At 67.0% G+C, this 14979-nt stretch carries 12 protein-coding genes; 11 read left to right on the top strand and 1 reads right to left on the bottom strand.

Annotated elements, in window-relative coordinates; all coding sequences use genetic code 11:
* The first annotated feature begins 128 nt into the window (after positions 1-128).
* The 9 genes from NA4_RS15770 to NA4_RS15730 all read left to right on the top strand — a co-directional run bounded on the left by NA4_RS15770 (position 129) and on the right by NA4_RS15730 (position 10701).
* Positions 129-734 (top strand): helix-turn-helix transcriptional regulator, encoded by a 606-nt coding sequence (locus NA4_RS15770; RefSeq protein ID WP_067470384.1) that lies wholly within the window; start codon positions 129-131, stop codon positions 732-734.
* Between the two features lie 3 nt (positions 735-737).
* On the top strand, positions 738-1091 hold the full coding sequence (locus tag NA4_RS15765) for a hypothetical protein (RefSeq protein WP_067470383.1): 354 nt from the start codon (positions 738-740) through the stop codon (positions 1089-1091).
* A 285-nt stretch (positions 1092-1376) separates the two neighbouring features.
* The gene (glf, locus tag NA4_RS15760) at positions 1377-2606 is read left to right on the top strand and encodes a UDP-galactopyranose mutase (RefSeq protein WP_067470382.1); all 1230 of its coding nucleotides are present in this window, start codon (positions 1377-1379) and stop codon (positions 2604-2606) included.
* 7 nt (positions 2607-2613) lie between these two features.
* Positions 2614-4548: a glycosyltransferase gene (locus NA4_RS15755; protein ID WP_067470381.1), complete on the top strand. Its 1935-nt coding sequence runs from the start codon at positions 2614-2616 to the stop codon at positions 4546-4548.
* A 116-nt stretch (positions 4549-4664) separates the two neighbouring features.
* A complete protein-coding gene (locus NA4_RS15750) occupies positions 4665-5183 on the top strand; it encodes a phosphatase PAP2 family protein (protein WP_067470412.1) in 519 nt (172 codons plus the stop codon).
* Position 5184: 1 nt separating this feature from the next.
* Positions 5185-6111, top strand: coding sequence for a decaprenyl-phosphate phosphoribosyltransferase (locus NA4_RS15745; protein WP_067470380.1), 927 nt, complete (start codon positions 5185-5187; stop codon positions 6109-6111).
* Positions 6112-6115: 4 nt separating this feature from the next.
* A complete protein-coding gene (locus tag NA4_RS15740) occupies positions 6116-8047 on the top strand; it encodes an arabinofuranosyltransferase AftB family protein (RefSeq protein ID WP_157129047.1) in 1932 nt (643 codons plus the stop codon).
* A gap of 225 nt (positions 8048-8272) precedes the next feature.
* A complete protein-coding gene (locus tag NA4_RS15735; RefSeq protein WP_245671395.1) occupies positions 8273-9340 on the top strand; it encodes an alpha/beta hydrolase in 1068 nt (355 codons plus the stop codon).
* A gap of 299 nt (positions 9341-9639) precedes the next feature.
* Positions 9640-10701, top strand: a complete 1062-nt coding sequence (locus NA4_RS15730) for an alpha/beta hydrolase (RefSeq protein ID WP_067470377.1) — start codon at positions 9640-9642, stop codon at positions 10699-10701.
* On the opposite strand, the gene NA4_RS40420 is transcribed toward NA4_RS15730, so the two are convergent.
* Positions 10632-11057: a hypothetical protein gene (locus tag NA4_RS40420; RefSeq protein WP_157129043.1), complete on the bottom strand. Its 426-nt coding sequence runs from the start codon at positions 11055-11057 to the stop codon at positions 10632-10634. The genes NA4_RS15730 and NA4_RS40420 overlap by 70 nt on opposite strands.
* A gap of 414 nt (positions 11058-11471) precedes the next feature.
* Here NA4_RS40420 and NA4_RS15725 point away from each other — a divergent pair, with 414 nt between their 5' ends.
* Together NA4_RS15725 and NA4_RS15720 are read left to right on the top strand one after the other, a co-directional pair.
* On the top strand, positions 11472-12512 hold the full coding sequence (locus tag NA4_RS15725) for an alpha/beta hydrolase (protein ID WP_245671393.1): 1041 nt from the start codon (positions 11472-11474) through the stop codon (positions 12510-12512).
* A 144-nt stretch (positions 12513-12656) separates the two neighbouring features.
* Positions 12657-14528, top strand: coding sequence for an alpha/beta hydrolase-fold protein (locus tag NA4_RS15720; RefSeq protein WP_067470376.1), 1872 nt, complete (start codon positions 12657-12659; stop codon positions 14526-14528).
* Positions 14529-14979: the final 451 nt, after the last annotated feature.

Genomic DNA, 14979 nt, shown 5'->3' with positions numbered 1-14979 from the left:
AGTCCGGTTACCGGACTAGGCCCCTAGTCCGGTCGCCAGACCATACCTCTGATAGACCGATTCTGTGTCGAGAACCGCGTATCGTCGCTGATAATTGACAGGACCGCCGACCAGACCAGGGGCAACGAATGGTGGAAATTGGGTCGATCATCCGAGACCGGCGCAACGCGCTTGGACTCGGACAAGCCGAGCTCGGCGAACGCGTCGGCGTCACCGAGCGGCAGGTCGGCCGGTGGGAATCCGGAAGCCAAGAACCGGCGGCGACGAGCTGTCTCCACCTTGCGCACGCGCTCAATCTGTCGCTCGAGCAGCTGTTCGGCGTCGTGCCGATCGGCCTGGACCTTTCTGGCCAATGGTTCGCCGCATGGGACACAACGCGCGACCGCAAGCCGGTGATCGACCGACACACAATCACCGCACAGCACAGGGGCGCGTCGTTCACGTTCGCTGCGGATGGTGACTACCTGTGGACCGGCGACCTGCGAGTGGTCGACGGCTCGCTAATGGGCACCTACCTCGCGACCGAGCGTGACCACCTGTACCGGGGATCGCTCTACTTCATGCTCGGACCCGAGTCGGACGCCGGGCTCGGCCGATGGTCCGGGCTCTGGGCCGATGGTCTGGTCGGCGGTGGTTGGGGCGTGCTTGCCCGCGACGAGGACCGGGCGGGTCGACTGATGGACTCCGTCATGGCGCATGAGGGGCCGCTCACCGAGTGGCCGAGGGAGGACTAGAAAATGCTCATTTACCGCGCTTTCGACACCGATCATGTCTACTACGCGACGACCGTTGGTGCGATTCGCGCCGGCTGGCGGCGCGAGGGTCGGCGCGTTGCTGTGATGAGCCTCGATGACAGCGACCGCGATGAACCTGCGCGCCGATGGCCGGATGAACCACTGGACCTCCCCCGGGGGCACATCGCATTCGGACCTGATCCGTATCCAACCCTTGACGAGGTACGCGAGCTGTTGCCGCAGTACGACGTGCTCTGGGACGCGGTCACCGAGGAGTACCGCGAGTCGTTGTCTGCGCCGAGGACGCCGGACGGTGCCTCCGTGCAGCACGCGCGTTTCTTCGACATACCCGGTTAGCAGCGTCCGATTGGAGCGCCACTGCGTGCCGACGGCCGCTGCGCCTGCCATCGTGCGAGCGTGCGGTTTCCTCGGCTGGAGGAGGTCGGCCGTGACGCGAACACCGTGCACACTGGACCGGCAGGGCAGTAAACCGCAGGTCGGTTGCTGTCGAACCCCCATTTGGCAAACATCTGGCGAAATCAGGAGGTCGCCGGTGTGAAACCAGGCCGGGGAGCAGTGCCGCCCAGCACAGGTTCCGACTCCACCAGGACACCGCGGGGACTTCCGATACTCTGGGCTCCCGTGACCGTCGCATCGTCCCCGGGTAACTCCGTCAATTCCGCCTCACAGTTCGATCTGATCGTCGTCGGCTCCGGATTCTTCGGGCTGACCGTTGCCGAACGCGCCGCCACCGTGCTGGGTAAACGGGTTCTGGTGATCGAGCGCCGCCACCACATCGGCGGCAACGCCTACTCCGAGCCGGACCCGGAAACCGGGATCGAAATCCACAAGTACGGTGCGCACCTGTTCCACACGTCGAACAAGCGGGTCTGGGACTACGTCACGCAGTTCACCGAGTTCACCGGGTACCAGCACCGCGTGTTCGCGATGCACAAAGGGCAGGCCTACCAGTTCCCGATGGGCCTGGGTCTGGTCTCCCAGTTCTTCGGCCGCTACTTCTCGCCGGAAGAAGCGCGCACGCTGATCGCGGAGCAGGCGTCGGAGATCGAGACCAAGGACGCGCAGAACCTCGAGGAGAAGGCCATCTCGCTGATCGGCCGCCCGCTCTACGAGGCGTTCGTGCGTGACTACACCGCCAAGCAGTGGCAGACCGACCCCAAGGAACTGCCCGCGGGCAACATCACCCGCCTGCCGGTCCGCTACAACTTCGACAACCGCTACTTCAACGACACCTACGAGGGCCTGCCCCGCGAGGGCTACACGAAGTGGCTGGAGAACATGGCCGCCTCCGACCTGATCGAGGTGCGGCTGAACACCGACTGGTTCGAGGTCCGTGCGCAGTTGCGTGCTGAGAACCCGGACGCGCCGGTCGTCTACACCGGCCCGCTGGACCGCTACTTCGACTACAGCGAGGGCGAGCTGGGCTGGCGCACCATCGATTTCGAAACCGAGGTGCTGCCGGTCGGCGACTTCCAGGGCACCTCGGTGATGAACTACAACGACGCGGACGTGCCCTACACCCGCATCATCGAGCCGCGCCACTTCCACCCGGAGCGCGACTACCCCACCGAAAAGACCGTGATCATGCGGGAGTACTCCCGGTTCGCGCAGACCGGCGACGAACCGTACTACCCGATCAACACCCCCGAGGACCGGGCGAAGCTGCTGGCCTACCGGGAGCTGGCCAAGAAGGAGACCGAGACGGCGAAGGTCGTCTTCGGCGGGCGGCTCGGCACCTACCAATACCTGGACATGCACATGGCGATCGGCAGCGCTCTGAGCGCGTTCGACAACGTGCTGCGTCCGCACCTGGAAGACGGCGCGCCGCTGCTGGCCGGCGAGGAGGCGTAGGAGCAGAATGACCTCCCAATCCATCTTGGCCGAGCAGACCACCGAGACCCGCGCGAAGTCGCTGCTACAGCGCATCATCCTGCCGCGCCCCGGCGAACCACTGGACGTGCGCACCCTCTACGTCGAGGAGTCGGCCACCAACGCGCGGCGCGCACACGCCACCACCCGCACTTCGCTGTCGATCGGCGCGGAGTCCGAGGTCTCGTTCTGCACCTACTTCAACGCGCTGCCGGCGAGCTACTGGCGGCGCTGGAGCATCCTGTCGTCGGTGGTGCTCCGGCTGGAACTGGCCGGTCACGGCCGGGTCGACATGTACCGCTCCAAGGCCGACGGCTCGCGCATCCACGTGCAGGGCAAGGAGTTCGCGGTCGCGGGCGGCGCCGACTCGGTGGTCGTGGAATTCGAGACCGACCTGGCCCCGTTCGAGGACGGCGGCTGGATCTGGTTCGACATCACCACCGACACGGCGGTCACGCTGCTGTCCGGCGGCTGGTACGCACCGGTCGAGGCACCGGGCGACGGCAGCATCGCGGTCGGCATGCCAACCTTCAATCGGCCCACCGACGCGGTGAAGACCTTGGCCGCCCTCGGCTCGGACCCGCTGGTGCTGGAGAAGATCAAGGCCGTCATCATCCCCGACCAGGGCACCAAGAAGGTGGTGGACGAGCCCGGTTTCGCGGAATCGGCCGCGGCCCTCGGCGGCAGGCTGGCCATCCACGACCAGCCCAACCTCGGCGGTTCCGGCGGCTACAGCCGGGTCATGTACGAGGCGCTGAAGACCACCGACGCCGAGTACATCGTCTACATGGACGACGACATCGAGATCGAGCCGGACTCGATCCTGCGCGCGTTGGCATTCGCCCGGTTCGCCAAGTCGCCGGTGCTGGTCGGCGGCCAGATGCTCAACCTGCAGGAGCGCTCGCACCTGCACGTGATGGGCGAAGTCGTGGACCGCGGAATTTTCATGTGGACCGCGGCGCCGAACGTCGAATACGACCACGACTTCTCGAAGTACCCGCTCAAGGACCGGGACAACTCGAAGTTGCTGCACCGGCGCATCGACGTCGACTTCAACGGCTGGTGGACCTGCGTCATCCCGCGCCGCGTGGCCGCGGAACTCGGCCAGCCGCTGCCGCTGTTCCTGAAGTGGGACGACGCGGAGTACGGCCTGCGCGCCCGTGCCGCCGGATATCCTACCGTCACGCTGCCCGGCGCGGCCGTGTGGCACATGGCCTGGAGCGACAAGGACGACGCCATCGACTGGCAGGCGTACTTCCACCTGCGCAATCGCTTGGTTGTCGCCTCGCTGCACCTGCCCGGCAACGGTCGCGGCATGGTCGTCAACACGGTCAAAGCGACCTTGAAGCACCTGCTCTGCCTGGAGTATTCGACGGTCGCGATCCAGAACCTGGCCATCCGCGACTTCCTCGCCGGGCCCGAGCGGCTGTTCCAACTGCTGCCGAGCGCCCTGGGCGCGGTGCATGAGCTGCGCAGACAGTACCCGGACGCGGTGATCCTGCCCTCGTCCACCGAACTTCCGCTGGCCAGTCACATCGGCGTCGGCGCGGTGGGCGAACCCGCCAACCCGATCGCCAAGGTGGTCCGGCTGGCCAAGGGCCTGGTGCACAACGTCCGCCCCGCGCGCGTCGAGCATCACGCGACTCCGCAGCTGAACGTGCCGACGCTGGACGCGCGATGGTTCCTGCTCTCGCAGGTCGACGGCGTCACCGTCACCACGGCCGACGGTCGCGGCGTCGTCTACCGCAAGCGCGATCCGCGCCAGGCACTCGGTCTGTTCAAAGAGGCCATGCGCCTGCGCAAGGAGCTGGCGGCGCGCTTCCCGGAGATGCAGCAGCGCTACCGCGCCGCCCACCCGCAGCTGACCAGCACCGCGGCGTGGGAGAAGGTCTTCGGCATCGACACGAAGGATGGACAGCAGTGAGTCTCGGAGCGAGCGCGGCCGACGACGCGGCGGTGCACCTGCCACCGCAGAGCGCGAACGGTCACGGCGGCCCGGCGTACGCGGAACCCACGCAGGCGCCGACCGCGCCGCCCGAGGTGGCGGTGATCAACGCCGTGCAGGCCACGCTCGGGAGCAAGCCCGCCGTGGTGTCCGCGGCGCGGGGCATGTCGCACTTCGGCGAGCACGCGCTCGGCTGGGTCGGCATCGCGGCGGCCGGATGGTTGCTGGACAAGCAGCGGCGCAGGCAGTGGGCCGGTGTCGCGGTCGGCGCGGTCGGCGCGCACGCGGCCTCGATCGTCATCAAGCGCGTCGTCCGGCGGCCGCGTCCGAATGACCCGTCGGTGCAGGTCAACGTGGGAACACCGAGCAAACTGAGCTTCCCTTCCTCGCATGCGACCTCGACTACGGCGGCGGCCGTGTTGCTCGGCAGACTGACCGGGCTACCCTTGCCTGCGGTGCTCGTTCCCCCGATGCTGCTTTCCCGAGTGGTTCTGGGGGTGCACTATCCCTCCGACGTGCTCGCCGGTTCCGCGCTCGGTGCCGCGTCCGCAGCCGCCCTGCTTGCCGCCGAAAAGAGACTCGACAGTGACCGGACAAGAAAGAGCCTTGGTTGACATGAGTGAAGAGCCGACCGGCGCCGATCTAGCCGAGGCCGTTGTCAAGGGCCCGCCCAAGACGCTGGCCGGTGGTCTGTTCAAGGCGGTCCGTCCGCGGCAGTGGGTCAAGAACGTCCTGGTGCTGGCCGCGCCGCTGGCCGCGGGCACGATCACCGACGTGGACGTGCTCGCGCATGTGGGCGTCGCCTTCGTGGTGTTCTGCATGGCCGCCTCGGGCATCTACCTGGTCAACGACGCGCTCGACGTCGAGGCGGACCGGGCGCACCCGACCAAGCGGTTCCGGCCGATCGCCGCGGGCGTCGTCCCGGTGAACATGGCCTACCTGCTGGCGACGGTGCTGCTGGCCGGATCCATCGCGGGATCGTTCCTCGCGTCGTGGCATCTCGCCGTGGTGATGGCGGTGTACATCGGGATCCAGCTGGCGTACTGCTTCGGCCTCAAGCACCAAGCCGTGCTGGACATCTGCATCGTGTCCTCCGGCTTCCTGCTGCGCGCCGTGGCGGGTGGCGCGGCCGCGAACATCGACCTGTCGCAGTGGTTCCTGCTGATCATGGCCTTCGGCTCGCTGTTCATGGCGGCGGGCAAGCGCTACGCGGAACTGCAGATCGCAATGGGCACCGGCGCCAAGATCCGCAAGTCGCTGGAGTACTACACGCCGACCTACCTGCGCTTCATCTGGACCCTGGCCGCGACGGCAGTCGTGGTGTTCTACGGGTTGTGGGCGTTCCAGCAGGACAGCTTCAAGCACACCAACTGGTTCGCGATCTCGATGATCCCGTTTACCATCGCAATCCTGCGTTATGCGGTCGACGTCGATGGTGGCGAGGCCGGTGAGCCCGAAGAGATCGCGCTGGGGGACCGCGTCCTGCAGTTCCTCGCAATCGCCTGGATCGGAGCGGTAGGTGTCGCTGTCTATCTCACCTGACGAGATGCTGGTAGCGGGGCGAACGGAATACGCGGGGGAGCGACCGGCCGATGAGGCGGCGCTGTCGCGTTTCACGCGCCTATCCAAAGCCACTTTCGTCGGTGGGATCGCACTCACCGTCGTCCTTTTCGCGATCGGAGGCTGGCAGCGGCGCTGGATCGCCGACGACGGTCTCATCGTGTTGCGCACCGTGCGCAATCTGCTTGTGGGCAACGGCCCCGTCTTCAACGCAGGCGAGCGCGTCGAAGCGAACACCAGCACGGCGTGGACGTATCTGGTGTGGTTCTTCAGCTGGCTCACCCAGGCGCGGCTCGAGTACGTGGTGCTCGCGGTCGCGCTCACGGTGTCGCTGGCGGCGGTCGTGTTCGCCATGCTCGGCTCGGCGCGGCTGTGGGGCGGGACCCGAGCCGGACTGCTGCTCCCCGCGGGCGTGCTGGTCTACATCTCGCTGCCCCCGGCCCGCGATTACGTCACCTCCGGACTGGAGAGCGGTCTGGTGATCTGCTGGATCGGCCTGCTGTGGTGGCAGCTGATGCGGTGGAGCCAGGCGAAATCCGTTCGCCTGCCCGGTCTGCTCGGCCTGGTCTTCCTCGCCGGGCTCGCCCCGCTGATCCGTCCGGAGATGACGCTGGTCGGCGCCTTCGCACTGCTGATGATCTTCCTGGCACCCATGCCGGAGAGCAGGCTGCGCCCGATCGTGCTGCGTGCGGTGATCGTCGCCGTGGCGGGGCTGGTTCCGATGGGTTATCAGATCTGGCGCATGGGCTACTACGGCCTGCCCTACCCGAACACCGCCGTCGCGAAGGACGCTGGCGGCGCCAAATGGGGCCAGGGCTTCATCTACCTCTGGGATCTGGTCGGCCCGTACTTCCTGTGGGCCCCGCTGCTGGTGTTGTCGATCGCCGGTGTGGTCGCCGCCCGCACGCGGGCGAACCGGACGAGGAAGGCCGAGCATGACGAGGCGCGCGGCTGGTCCATCGGCCGGGTCAGGAATTGGCTGCGGTCACCGGGCGCGGTGGTCACCATGGTTCTGGTCAGCGGATTCCTGCTGACGGTGTACGCGCTGCGGGTCGGCGGCGACTTCATGCACGGCCGGATGCTGCTTCCGCAGCTGTTCCTGTTTCTGCTCCCGGTCGCGGTGCTGCCGATCCGGTTGCCTGTGGGCGGCGTGCGCGCGACGAAAGCGGACTGGTCCTTCGCGGTGCTCGCGATCGCGCTGGTCGGCACGGCGGGTTGGGCGCTGTTCGCGGCGGGCACCACCGCCATCAAGACCGGTACCAAGATCACCTCGACCGGCATCGTGGACGAGCGGATCTACTACGTGCTCAACACCGGTCACGACCATCCGATCCTGGCCGAGGACTACCTGGACTACCCGCGCGTGCGCGCGATGGTCAACGACATCACGGCCAGCCCGAACGGCGGTCTGCTGCTCAACTCGCCGTCGTTCATGTTCTGGTACATCGCTCCGCCGCCGCAGCCCATTCCGGCCGGCGGGGCCGGGCACACGGTCTACTTCCTCAATCTGGGCATGACCAGCATGAACGTCCCGCTGGACGTGCACGTTATCGACCCGATGGGCCTGGCCTACCCGCTGGCAGCGCACACCGATCGGCTTGCCGACGGCCGGATCGGGCACGACAAGAGCCTGTTCCCGGACTGGGTCGTGGTGGACGCAGGCATGGTGGACAAGAAGCCGTGGATGCCCTGGTACCTGGACGAGAAGTGGGTGACCCAGGCGCGCACCGCGATGTCCTGCCCCGACACCCAGGCACTGCTGATCTCGTCCCGGGACCCGCTCACCTTCGAGCGTTTCCGGCACAACCTGCGCAATGCGCTGCGGTTCGCGAAGTACCGCATCGACCGGGTGCCGAAGTACGAGATCCAGCGCTGCGGGCTGGTCGATCCGTTCCCGCAACCGGTCGCGCCGCGCTGAACTGCCGAGGATGGGCCCGATCCAGCGCGCTGAGCCGGGCCCGTCGTGGGAGTCGGATAAAGTGGTGTACGCCGCTTTATCTCTTTTTGATAACGTCCGCGCGTCGATACCGATATACGCTACGACCGTAGGCCCGGCCGTGGCGTCCACCGGTCGTGGGCACAGGCGGGTTCGACCGTGTGGACGGCTTGCCGCTGTCGCTTGTGGAACGAAAGGTTGAAACTGATGCGAGGCGTTATCGGGCGTCGTCTGAATACTCGAAGAGCAGGCTTCTGGCTCAAGCGGTCCATGCTGGTATCGCTGGCTGTTCTGCTACCGCTCGGGGTGTCGGTGGCAGGTCCTGCCGCCCCGGCGTCCGCCGCGTTCAATCCGGACGGTTTCGACTTCTGGGTCGATTCCGAAATGGGGCCGATCAAGTCGCGCATCTTCCGTGCCGCCGACGGCAACACCGGGCGCGTGGTGTACGCGCTGGACGGCATGCGGGCGCGGAACGACCTGAGCGGCTGGGAGATCGACACCGAGGTCGCGCGCGAGCTGACCAAGTGGAACATCAACGTGGTCATGCCGGTCGGCGGTCAATCCAGCTTCTACGCCGACTGGAACGGTCCGAGCGACTTCTTCGGTCTCGGCAGTGCGGGCTCCTCCTCCAGCGGTTCGGCGAACTCGGGTTCGGGCCTGCTGACCGGCTCCGCGGGTGGCCCGGGCAAGACCAGCACCTACAAGTGGGAAACCTTCCTCACCAAGCACCTGCGCTGGGCACTGCGCGACCGGCTCGGCTTCAACCCGAACGGCAACGGCGTGTTCGGCCTGTCCATGGGCGGCAGCGCCGCGCTGACGCTGGCGGCCTACCACCCCGACCAATTCCGTTACGCCGGTTCGTACTCCGGGTACCTGAACGTCTCCGCGCCGGGCATGCGCGAGGCGCTGCGCGTCGCCATGCTGGATGCGGGCGGCTACAACATCGACGCCATGGCGCCGCCGTGGGGCCCGCAGTGGCTGCGGATGGACCCGTTCGTCTTCGCGCCGCGGCTGAAGGCCAACAACACCCGCCTGTGGGTTTCCGCGGGCAGCGGCCTGCCGAGCGCGGCCGACGGCCTGAGCTTCAACACGCTCAACGCCATGGGGCTCGAAGCGTTGGCGCTGGCCAACACTCGCGCGTTCCAAGTGCGGATGCTGACGCTCGGCGCGGGCAATGTCACTTACGACTTCCCGGCCGTTGGCGTGCACAACTGGAACTACTGGGCTGATGAGGTCTATCGGATGATCCCGGACCTGTCCGCGAACATCGGGTAGGTATCCGGTAAGCGAACCCCGACCGCTCTGTGCCTCTGGTGCAGGGCGGTCGGTCTTTTTCTGGAGGCGTCCCGGATTTCCCGTGCAACGAATACGAAGACGAAACGCCTCGGTAGTTGTGCACCGGATCACTATCCAGCAACATGAAGGCATTCGTTTCCGATTGATACGTGAACAACATGGATCGAGGTAGATTCGTCCGTTTCATGACTGACGTCGGTATCGGAGTCCGACGAGGGCGCCGGTGAAGGTCGCTAGATGTTTGCCGAGCATGTCGCACGAGGGAAAGGTCGGATGTGATGGGAAGTGCGCGCTGGAAACGCGGTCCCGGTAGGTCTCGATCCACCGGTTCGTGGTTGCGGCGGTTCGTTCTCGGTGTCGCTGTGGCAATGCTGCTACCGCTCGGAACGACCATCGCGGGTATCGGCGCCTCGGCGTCGGCGGCATTCAACCCCGCCGCCTTCGACTTCTGGGTCGATTCGCCCATGGGACCGATCAAGTCGCGGATTCTGCGCGCCGCGGACGGCAACACCCGTCGAGTCGCCTACGTGCTGGACGGCATGCGGGCCCCGGAGCACCTGAACGGCTGGGAGATCGAGACCAACATCCCGGACGTCCTGGCCCGGAACAACATCAACGTGGTCATGCCGGTCGGCGGCATGTCGAGTTTCTACGCCGACTGGAACGCGGCGAGCGAATTCTTCGGCGTCCCGGCCGGCTCTGGTTCGAGCACCGGCTCCGGAATACTCGACGGGTTCGCCGGCGGACCGGGCAAGAGCTACCGGTACCAGTGGGAGACGTTCCTGACCGACAACCTGCGCCGGGCGCTGCGCGACCGGCTCGGGTTCAACCCCAACCGCAATGGCGCGTTCGGTCTGTCGATGGGTGGCAGCGCCGCGCTCACCCTGGCGGCCTACCACCCCGACCAGTTCAGCTACGCCGGTTCGTTCTCCGGCTACTTGAACATCTCCGCGCCCGGCATGCGTGAGGCGATTCGCGCGGCCATGATGGACGCGGGCGGCTACAACGTCGACTCGATGGCGCCGCCGTGGGGCCCGCAGTGGCTGCGGATGGACCCGTTCGTCTTCGCACCCAATCTGGTTCGCAACGGCACGCGGCTGTGGATCGCGGCCGCCAGCGGCCTGCCCTCCGTGACCGACCTGCCGAGTTTCAGCACCCTCAACGGCATGGGCCTGGAGACGCTCGCGCTGGCGAACACCCGGGCATTCCAAGTCCGGATGGCCACGCTGGGTGGCGGCAACGCTGTCTACTCTTTCCCGCCCTACGGCATTCACGCCTGGAACAACTGGGCGGACGAGGCAATGCGGATGATTCCGGACATGTCGGCGAACATCGGCTGAGCTGTGTTTGATTTGCGGCGCCTGCGGCGCCGCGTGTTCGCGGCCCCCTTGTGGCTCGCGTCTGTGCGACCGCCGCTTGCGACTTCGTCGCGTGCGTGTCGGCCGATCAGACGCGAGCCGGGCCGCGAACGATCAATGCTTGTCTCGCTGCGCTCGAAAATGACGGTTGGGCCACCGCTCGAGCGGCCGCCGCAGGACTCTTGGCCTGTGGTGTCCGGCGCCAGCTGACCGCAAATGGCAGCCAGCCTCGGCATCACCAGTTGACTGAAGAGTTGCTGCTGGGTGGGCGCGGCATCGGGTTCTTGGTCGCGCATCTGTTCACAGCGGCTATCACAGCAGATCACGGGCTTGATCACGGTTGCGTCTCGTGGCGATGAGCCTGGTTTTGGCTGATGGTGCGCCTTCGGCCCGCCTCCTCGAGGTCGAGAGCCGCCGCTCCGGCAACACCGCGGGTTGGTGACAGTTCCGGCCAGGCACCTGAAATATCCTGGCTTTCAACACGACATCGCCCTCTGAACGCGATATGGTCACCGCACCATTACCTTGTGTGGACGGACGGATTTCGACTACTGGAAAGACCCGACCTTGCTAAAGCGAGGGGCGTCGAATATCGTCCAGCGAGCGCAAGTGTGACCAGATCGTTGTAGCGCCGTCACAGGACCGGATAGTCGGGACCGTGCCCGTGATATGCGTCTCGTTGGCAACACGGGTGCCGCTTCGCCCCTACGGGCGCCGAGTGGCACCACAACAGCAGAAAGAGAGCAGGATTCATGCGTTTCGGCAGGGCGGCCGCGCCGAAGAGAACACAGTCGGGACGGCGAGGCGCGCCTCGCGGTTGGCGTAATCGAATTCTGGCTGTCGGTGCCGCCGTACTGGCGCTACCGACCGCCGCCGGACTGGCGACCCCGACCCTCGCCACCGCAGCACCATCGGCGCATGCGCCGGTGTTGCGGGCACCCGCGGGTGGTTTCGAGGACCTGATGGTTCCCTCGAGCATGGGTCCGATCAAGGTCCAGGTGCAGTGGGCCTCGCGCGGCGGCAACGCGGCGCTCTACCTGCTCGACGGCCTGCGTGCCCGGGACGACCGCAATGCCTGGTCGTTCGAGACCAACGCGTTGCAGCAGTTCGGCAACGACAACATCACCCTGGTGATGCCGGTCGGCGGCCAGTCCAGCTTCTACGCCGACTGGTACGCGCCGTCGAACCTGAACGGCCAGAAGACCACCTACAAGTGGGAGACCTTCCTCACCAAGGAACTCCCGGCCTTCCTGGAGGGCTACGGCGTTTCGCGCACCAACAACGCGGTCGTCGGCCTGTCCATGGGCGGTAGCGCTGCGCTGGCGCTGGCGGCCTACCACCGCGACCAGTTCAAGTTCGCTGCCTCCTACTCGGGCTACCTGAACATCTCGGCGCCGGGCATGCGCGAGGCGATCCGCATCGCGATGCTCGACGCGGGCCGCTACAACGTCGACTCGATGGCGGCGCCGTGGAGCTCCCAGTGGCTGCGGATGGACCCGTTCGTCTTCGCGCCGCAGCTGCGCGGCCTGCCCATGTACATCTCGGCGGCCAGCGGCCTGCCGGGCCAGCACGACCAGCCGAACTCGGCGGTCGGCGTGTACAACACCGGCAACGCGATGGCACTGGAAGCGCTTTCGCTGGTGAACACCCGGGCGTTCCAGGCTCGCCTGAACTCGCTCGGCATCCCGGCCCGGTTCGACTTCCCGGCCGCGGGCACCCACTCCTGGAAGTACTGGGAGGGCCAGCTGTTCGCCTCGCGCAACATGATCCTGGACGCCACCGGCGGCTGGTGATCTGATTCGCTCCTGACGCGTTCAGGCCGCACCGATCTCGGTGCGGCCTGAATTGCGTTTGGGGGGCTCGACCGAAGCGGACAGAGTTTGCTGTGCAGCGCGTGTCTCGCATGAACCCCGCCGTAACCGGAGTACAAAGCTCATGTGACAGGGATAACGCGCGGTAGCTGGGGCAAATTCGAGCGCCTCGTCGCTCGTTCGGCACGCAGGCGGCTCGCGCTGCTCGCCACCGCTTTGGTGGTCCCGCTAGCCGCCGGCCTGTCGGTTGCCCCTCCCGCCGTCGCGCAGCCCGCCGCGGTGTCGGCCGCGCCGGTCGTGCAGAAGGTTCACTGGCTCAGCGACCGTCGCGTCGCGCTGTGGGTGATCTCGCCGTCCATGGGCGCGCCGATTCAAGTGCAGCTGCTGCTGGCCAGGGACTGGAACGCAAGGCCGGAGGCCCGTTTCCCGGTCTTGTTCCTGCTCGACGGGCTGCGCGCCACCGAGGACGAGAGCGGCTGGACCAAAGAGGCCGGGGCGGTGGAGTTCTTCGCCGACAAGAATGTCACCGTGGTGCTGCCGGTCGGTGGCCAGTCCAGTTTCTACTCCGACTGGCTGGAGCCGAACAACGGCCGCAACTACAAGTGGGAGACCTTCCTGACCAAGGAGCTCCCGCCGCTGCTGGAGGGTCAGTGGCGCGCATCGGATGTGCGGGGCATGGAGGGCCTGTCGATGGGCGGCACGGCCGCCATGTTCCTCGCCGCGCGCAATCCCGGATTCGTGCGGCACGCCGCGTCCTATTCCGGTTTCCTGACCACGACCACGCTGGGCATGCCGCAGGCCATCCAGTTCGCCATGCGTGACGCGGGCGGTTTCGACTCCGCCGCCATGTGGGGCCCGCCGACGAGCACGGAATGGGAAGCACACGACCCGTACGCGCTGGCCGACAAACTGCGGGGCGTCAGTCTCTACGTGTCCAGCGGCAGCGGTGCGATCGGTCCCTTCGACCAAGCCTCGTCCATCCCTGGGGTGAGCACCAACTTCGCGGGCATGGGCCTGGAGATACTGTCCCGGCTCACGTCGCAGAACTTCGTCACCAAACTGGCCAACTCGGCCATTCCGGCGCAGGTGAACTACCGCCCGTCCGGCACCCACTCCTGGCCGTACTGGGATTTCGAGATGCGCCAGTCCTGGCAGCAGGCCGCGACCGCGCTCGGCGTCGACCTCGGCAAACCCGCCTGCCAGGCGGGCGGCGCGATCGGCGCGGTGACCGGGGCGGCCGGCTGGCTCGGCGAGTGCCTCACCGGCGAATACCCGGTGGCGGGCGGCGTTGCCCAGGACTTCAAGGGCGGCCGGGTCTTCTTCGTGCCGGGCAGCGGTGCCTATCCGGTCGGCGGCATGATCGGCGCCGGTTACCAGGCCGCCATGGGCCCCGGCGGCCCGCTGGGGCTGCCGACGGGCGACGAGCGCGCCCTCGAGGACGGACGCGGCAGGCTGCAGACCTTCCAGCACGGCTCGCTGTACTGGACACCGCAGACCGGCGCCCAGGTGGTCCGCGGCGCGATCCTGGAGGAATGGGGCAAGCAGGGGTTCGAGCGCGGCCCCGCAGGCTATCCGTCCGCGCCGGAGATCAAGACGCCGCACCGAGACGGCGTTGTGCAGGCGTTCGAGAACGGCCCGTTCTACTACAGTCCGGCCACCGGCGTGCACCGCGTCCAGGGTTTGATCCTGGGCAAGTACGCCCATCTCGGCTACGAGAACAGCCCGCTCGGCTTCCCGGTCGCCGAGGAGCAGCCGCTGAAGGATCTCGGCCGGTTCAGCCGCTTCGAGGGCGGCAACATCTATTGGAGCCCGCTGTCGGGAGCCTGGGCGGTCCGCAACGGTCCGGTACTGGATGCCTGGCACGAGACCGGTTACGAGAACGGCAAACTCGGCTATCCGATCAGCGACGAGTTTCCCATTCCTGGCGGCATCCAGCAGAACTTCCAAGCCGGATTCATCACGGTGCGCAACGGCAAACCGGAAGTTCACGGTCTCTGAGGCCCGCAGCCACACCACCCCGGTTGTGAGCGACGCGAGGCGGCGCCCCTCCGTTCGCGGCCGCGCTGGTCCTGGAGGGGGCCGGAAGCGCGGATCCGATCGAGTCCGTACTCTTCAAGGCTGAGCCACCAACCGCTCGATTCCAAGACGTGTCAACCCCGCCGGGTGCGAGTCTTACGAGCACCGTTCGCGGCCCGGCTCGTGTCCGGGCGGGCGAAGCGCATGCGCCGTTGGCGCGAGTCTCGCCCGCTCGAACACGAGCCATGAGAGGGCCGCGAGCACGCAGTGCCGCAGGCGCTGCAAAATTAGACACAGGAGGACAAGAATTCATGCATCGGACCCGTGGAAAGGTATTCGGCGTGGTTGCGGCGATCGCCGCAACCGGCCTGCTCGCCGCGTGCGGCGGCAATGATTCGACCGCGACGAGCACGCCGACGCCCGCCCGCACCAC

The sequence above is a fragment of the Nocardia amamiensis NBRC 102102 genome (genome assembly GCF_001612745.1).
GTDB lineage: Bacteria > Actinomycetota > Actinomycetes > Mycobacteriales > Mycobacteriaceae > Nocardia > Nocardia amamiensis.
Note: the sequence above shows the minus strand (reverse complement) of the source record. Positions and strands in the feature narration are given on the sequence as shown.

Excerpts from the sequence above, each read along its gene's own strand:
- NA4_RS15735 (WP_245671395.1), top strand. The coding sequence starts at position 8,273 with ATGCGAGGCGTTATCGGGCGTCGTCTGAATACTCGAAGAGCAGGCTTC.
- NA4_RS15745 (WP_067470380.1), top strand. The coding sequence starts at position 5,185 with ATGAGTGAAGAGCCGACCGGCGCCGATCTAGCCGAGGCCGTTGTCAAG.
- NA4_RS15765 (WP_067470383.1), top strand. The coding sequence starts at position 738 with ATGCTCATTTACCGCGCTTTCGACACCGATCATGTCTACTACGCGACG.
- NA4_RS15725 (WP_245671393.1), top strand. The coding sequence starts at position 11,472 with ATGCGTTTCGGCAGGGCGGCCGCGCCGAAGAGAACACAGTCGGGACGG.
- NA4_RS15730 (WP_067470377.1), top strand. The coding sequence starts at position 9,640 with ATGGGAAGTGCGCGCTGGAAACGCGGTCCCGGTAGGTCTCGATCCACC.
- NA4_RS15740 (WP_157129047.1), top strand. The coding sequence starts at position 6,116 with ATGCTGGTAGCGGGGCGAACGGAATACGCGGGGGAGCGACCGGCCGAT.
- NA4_RS15770 (WP_067470384.1), top strand. The coding sequence starts at position 129 with ATGGTGGAAATTGGGTCGATCATCCGAGACCGGCGCAACGCGCTTGGA.
- NA4_RS15755 (WP_067470381.1), top strand. The coding sequence starts at position 2,614 with ATGACCTCCCAATCCATCTTGGCCGAGCAGACCACCGAGACCCGCGCG.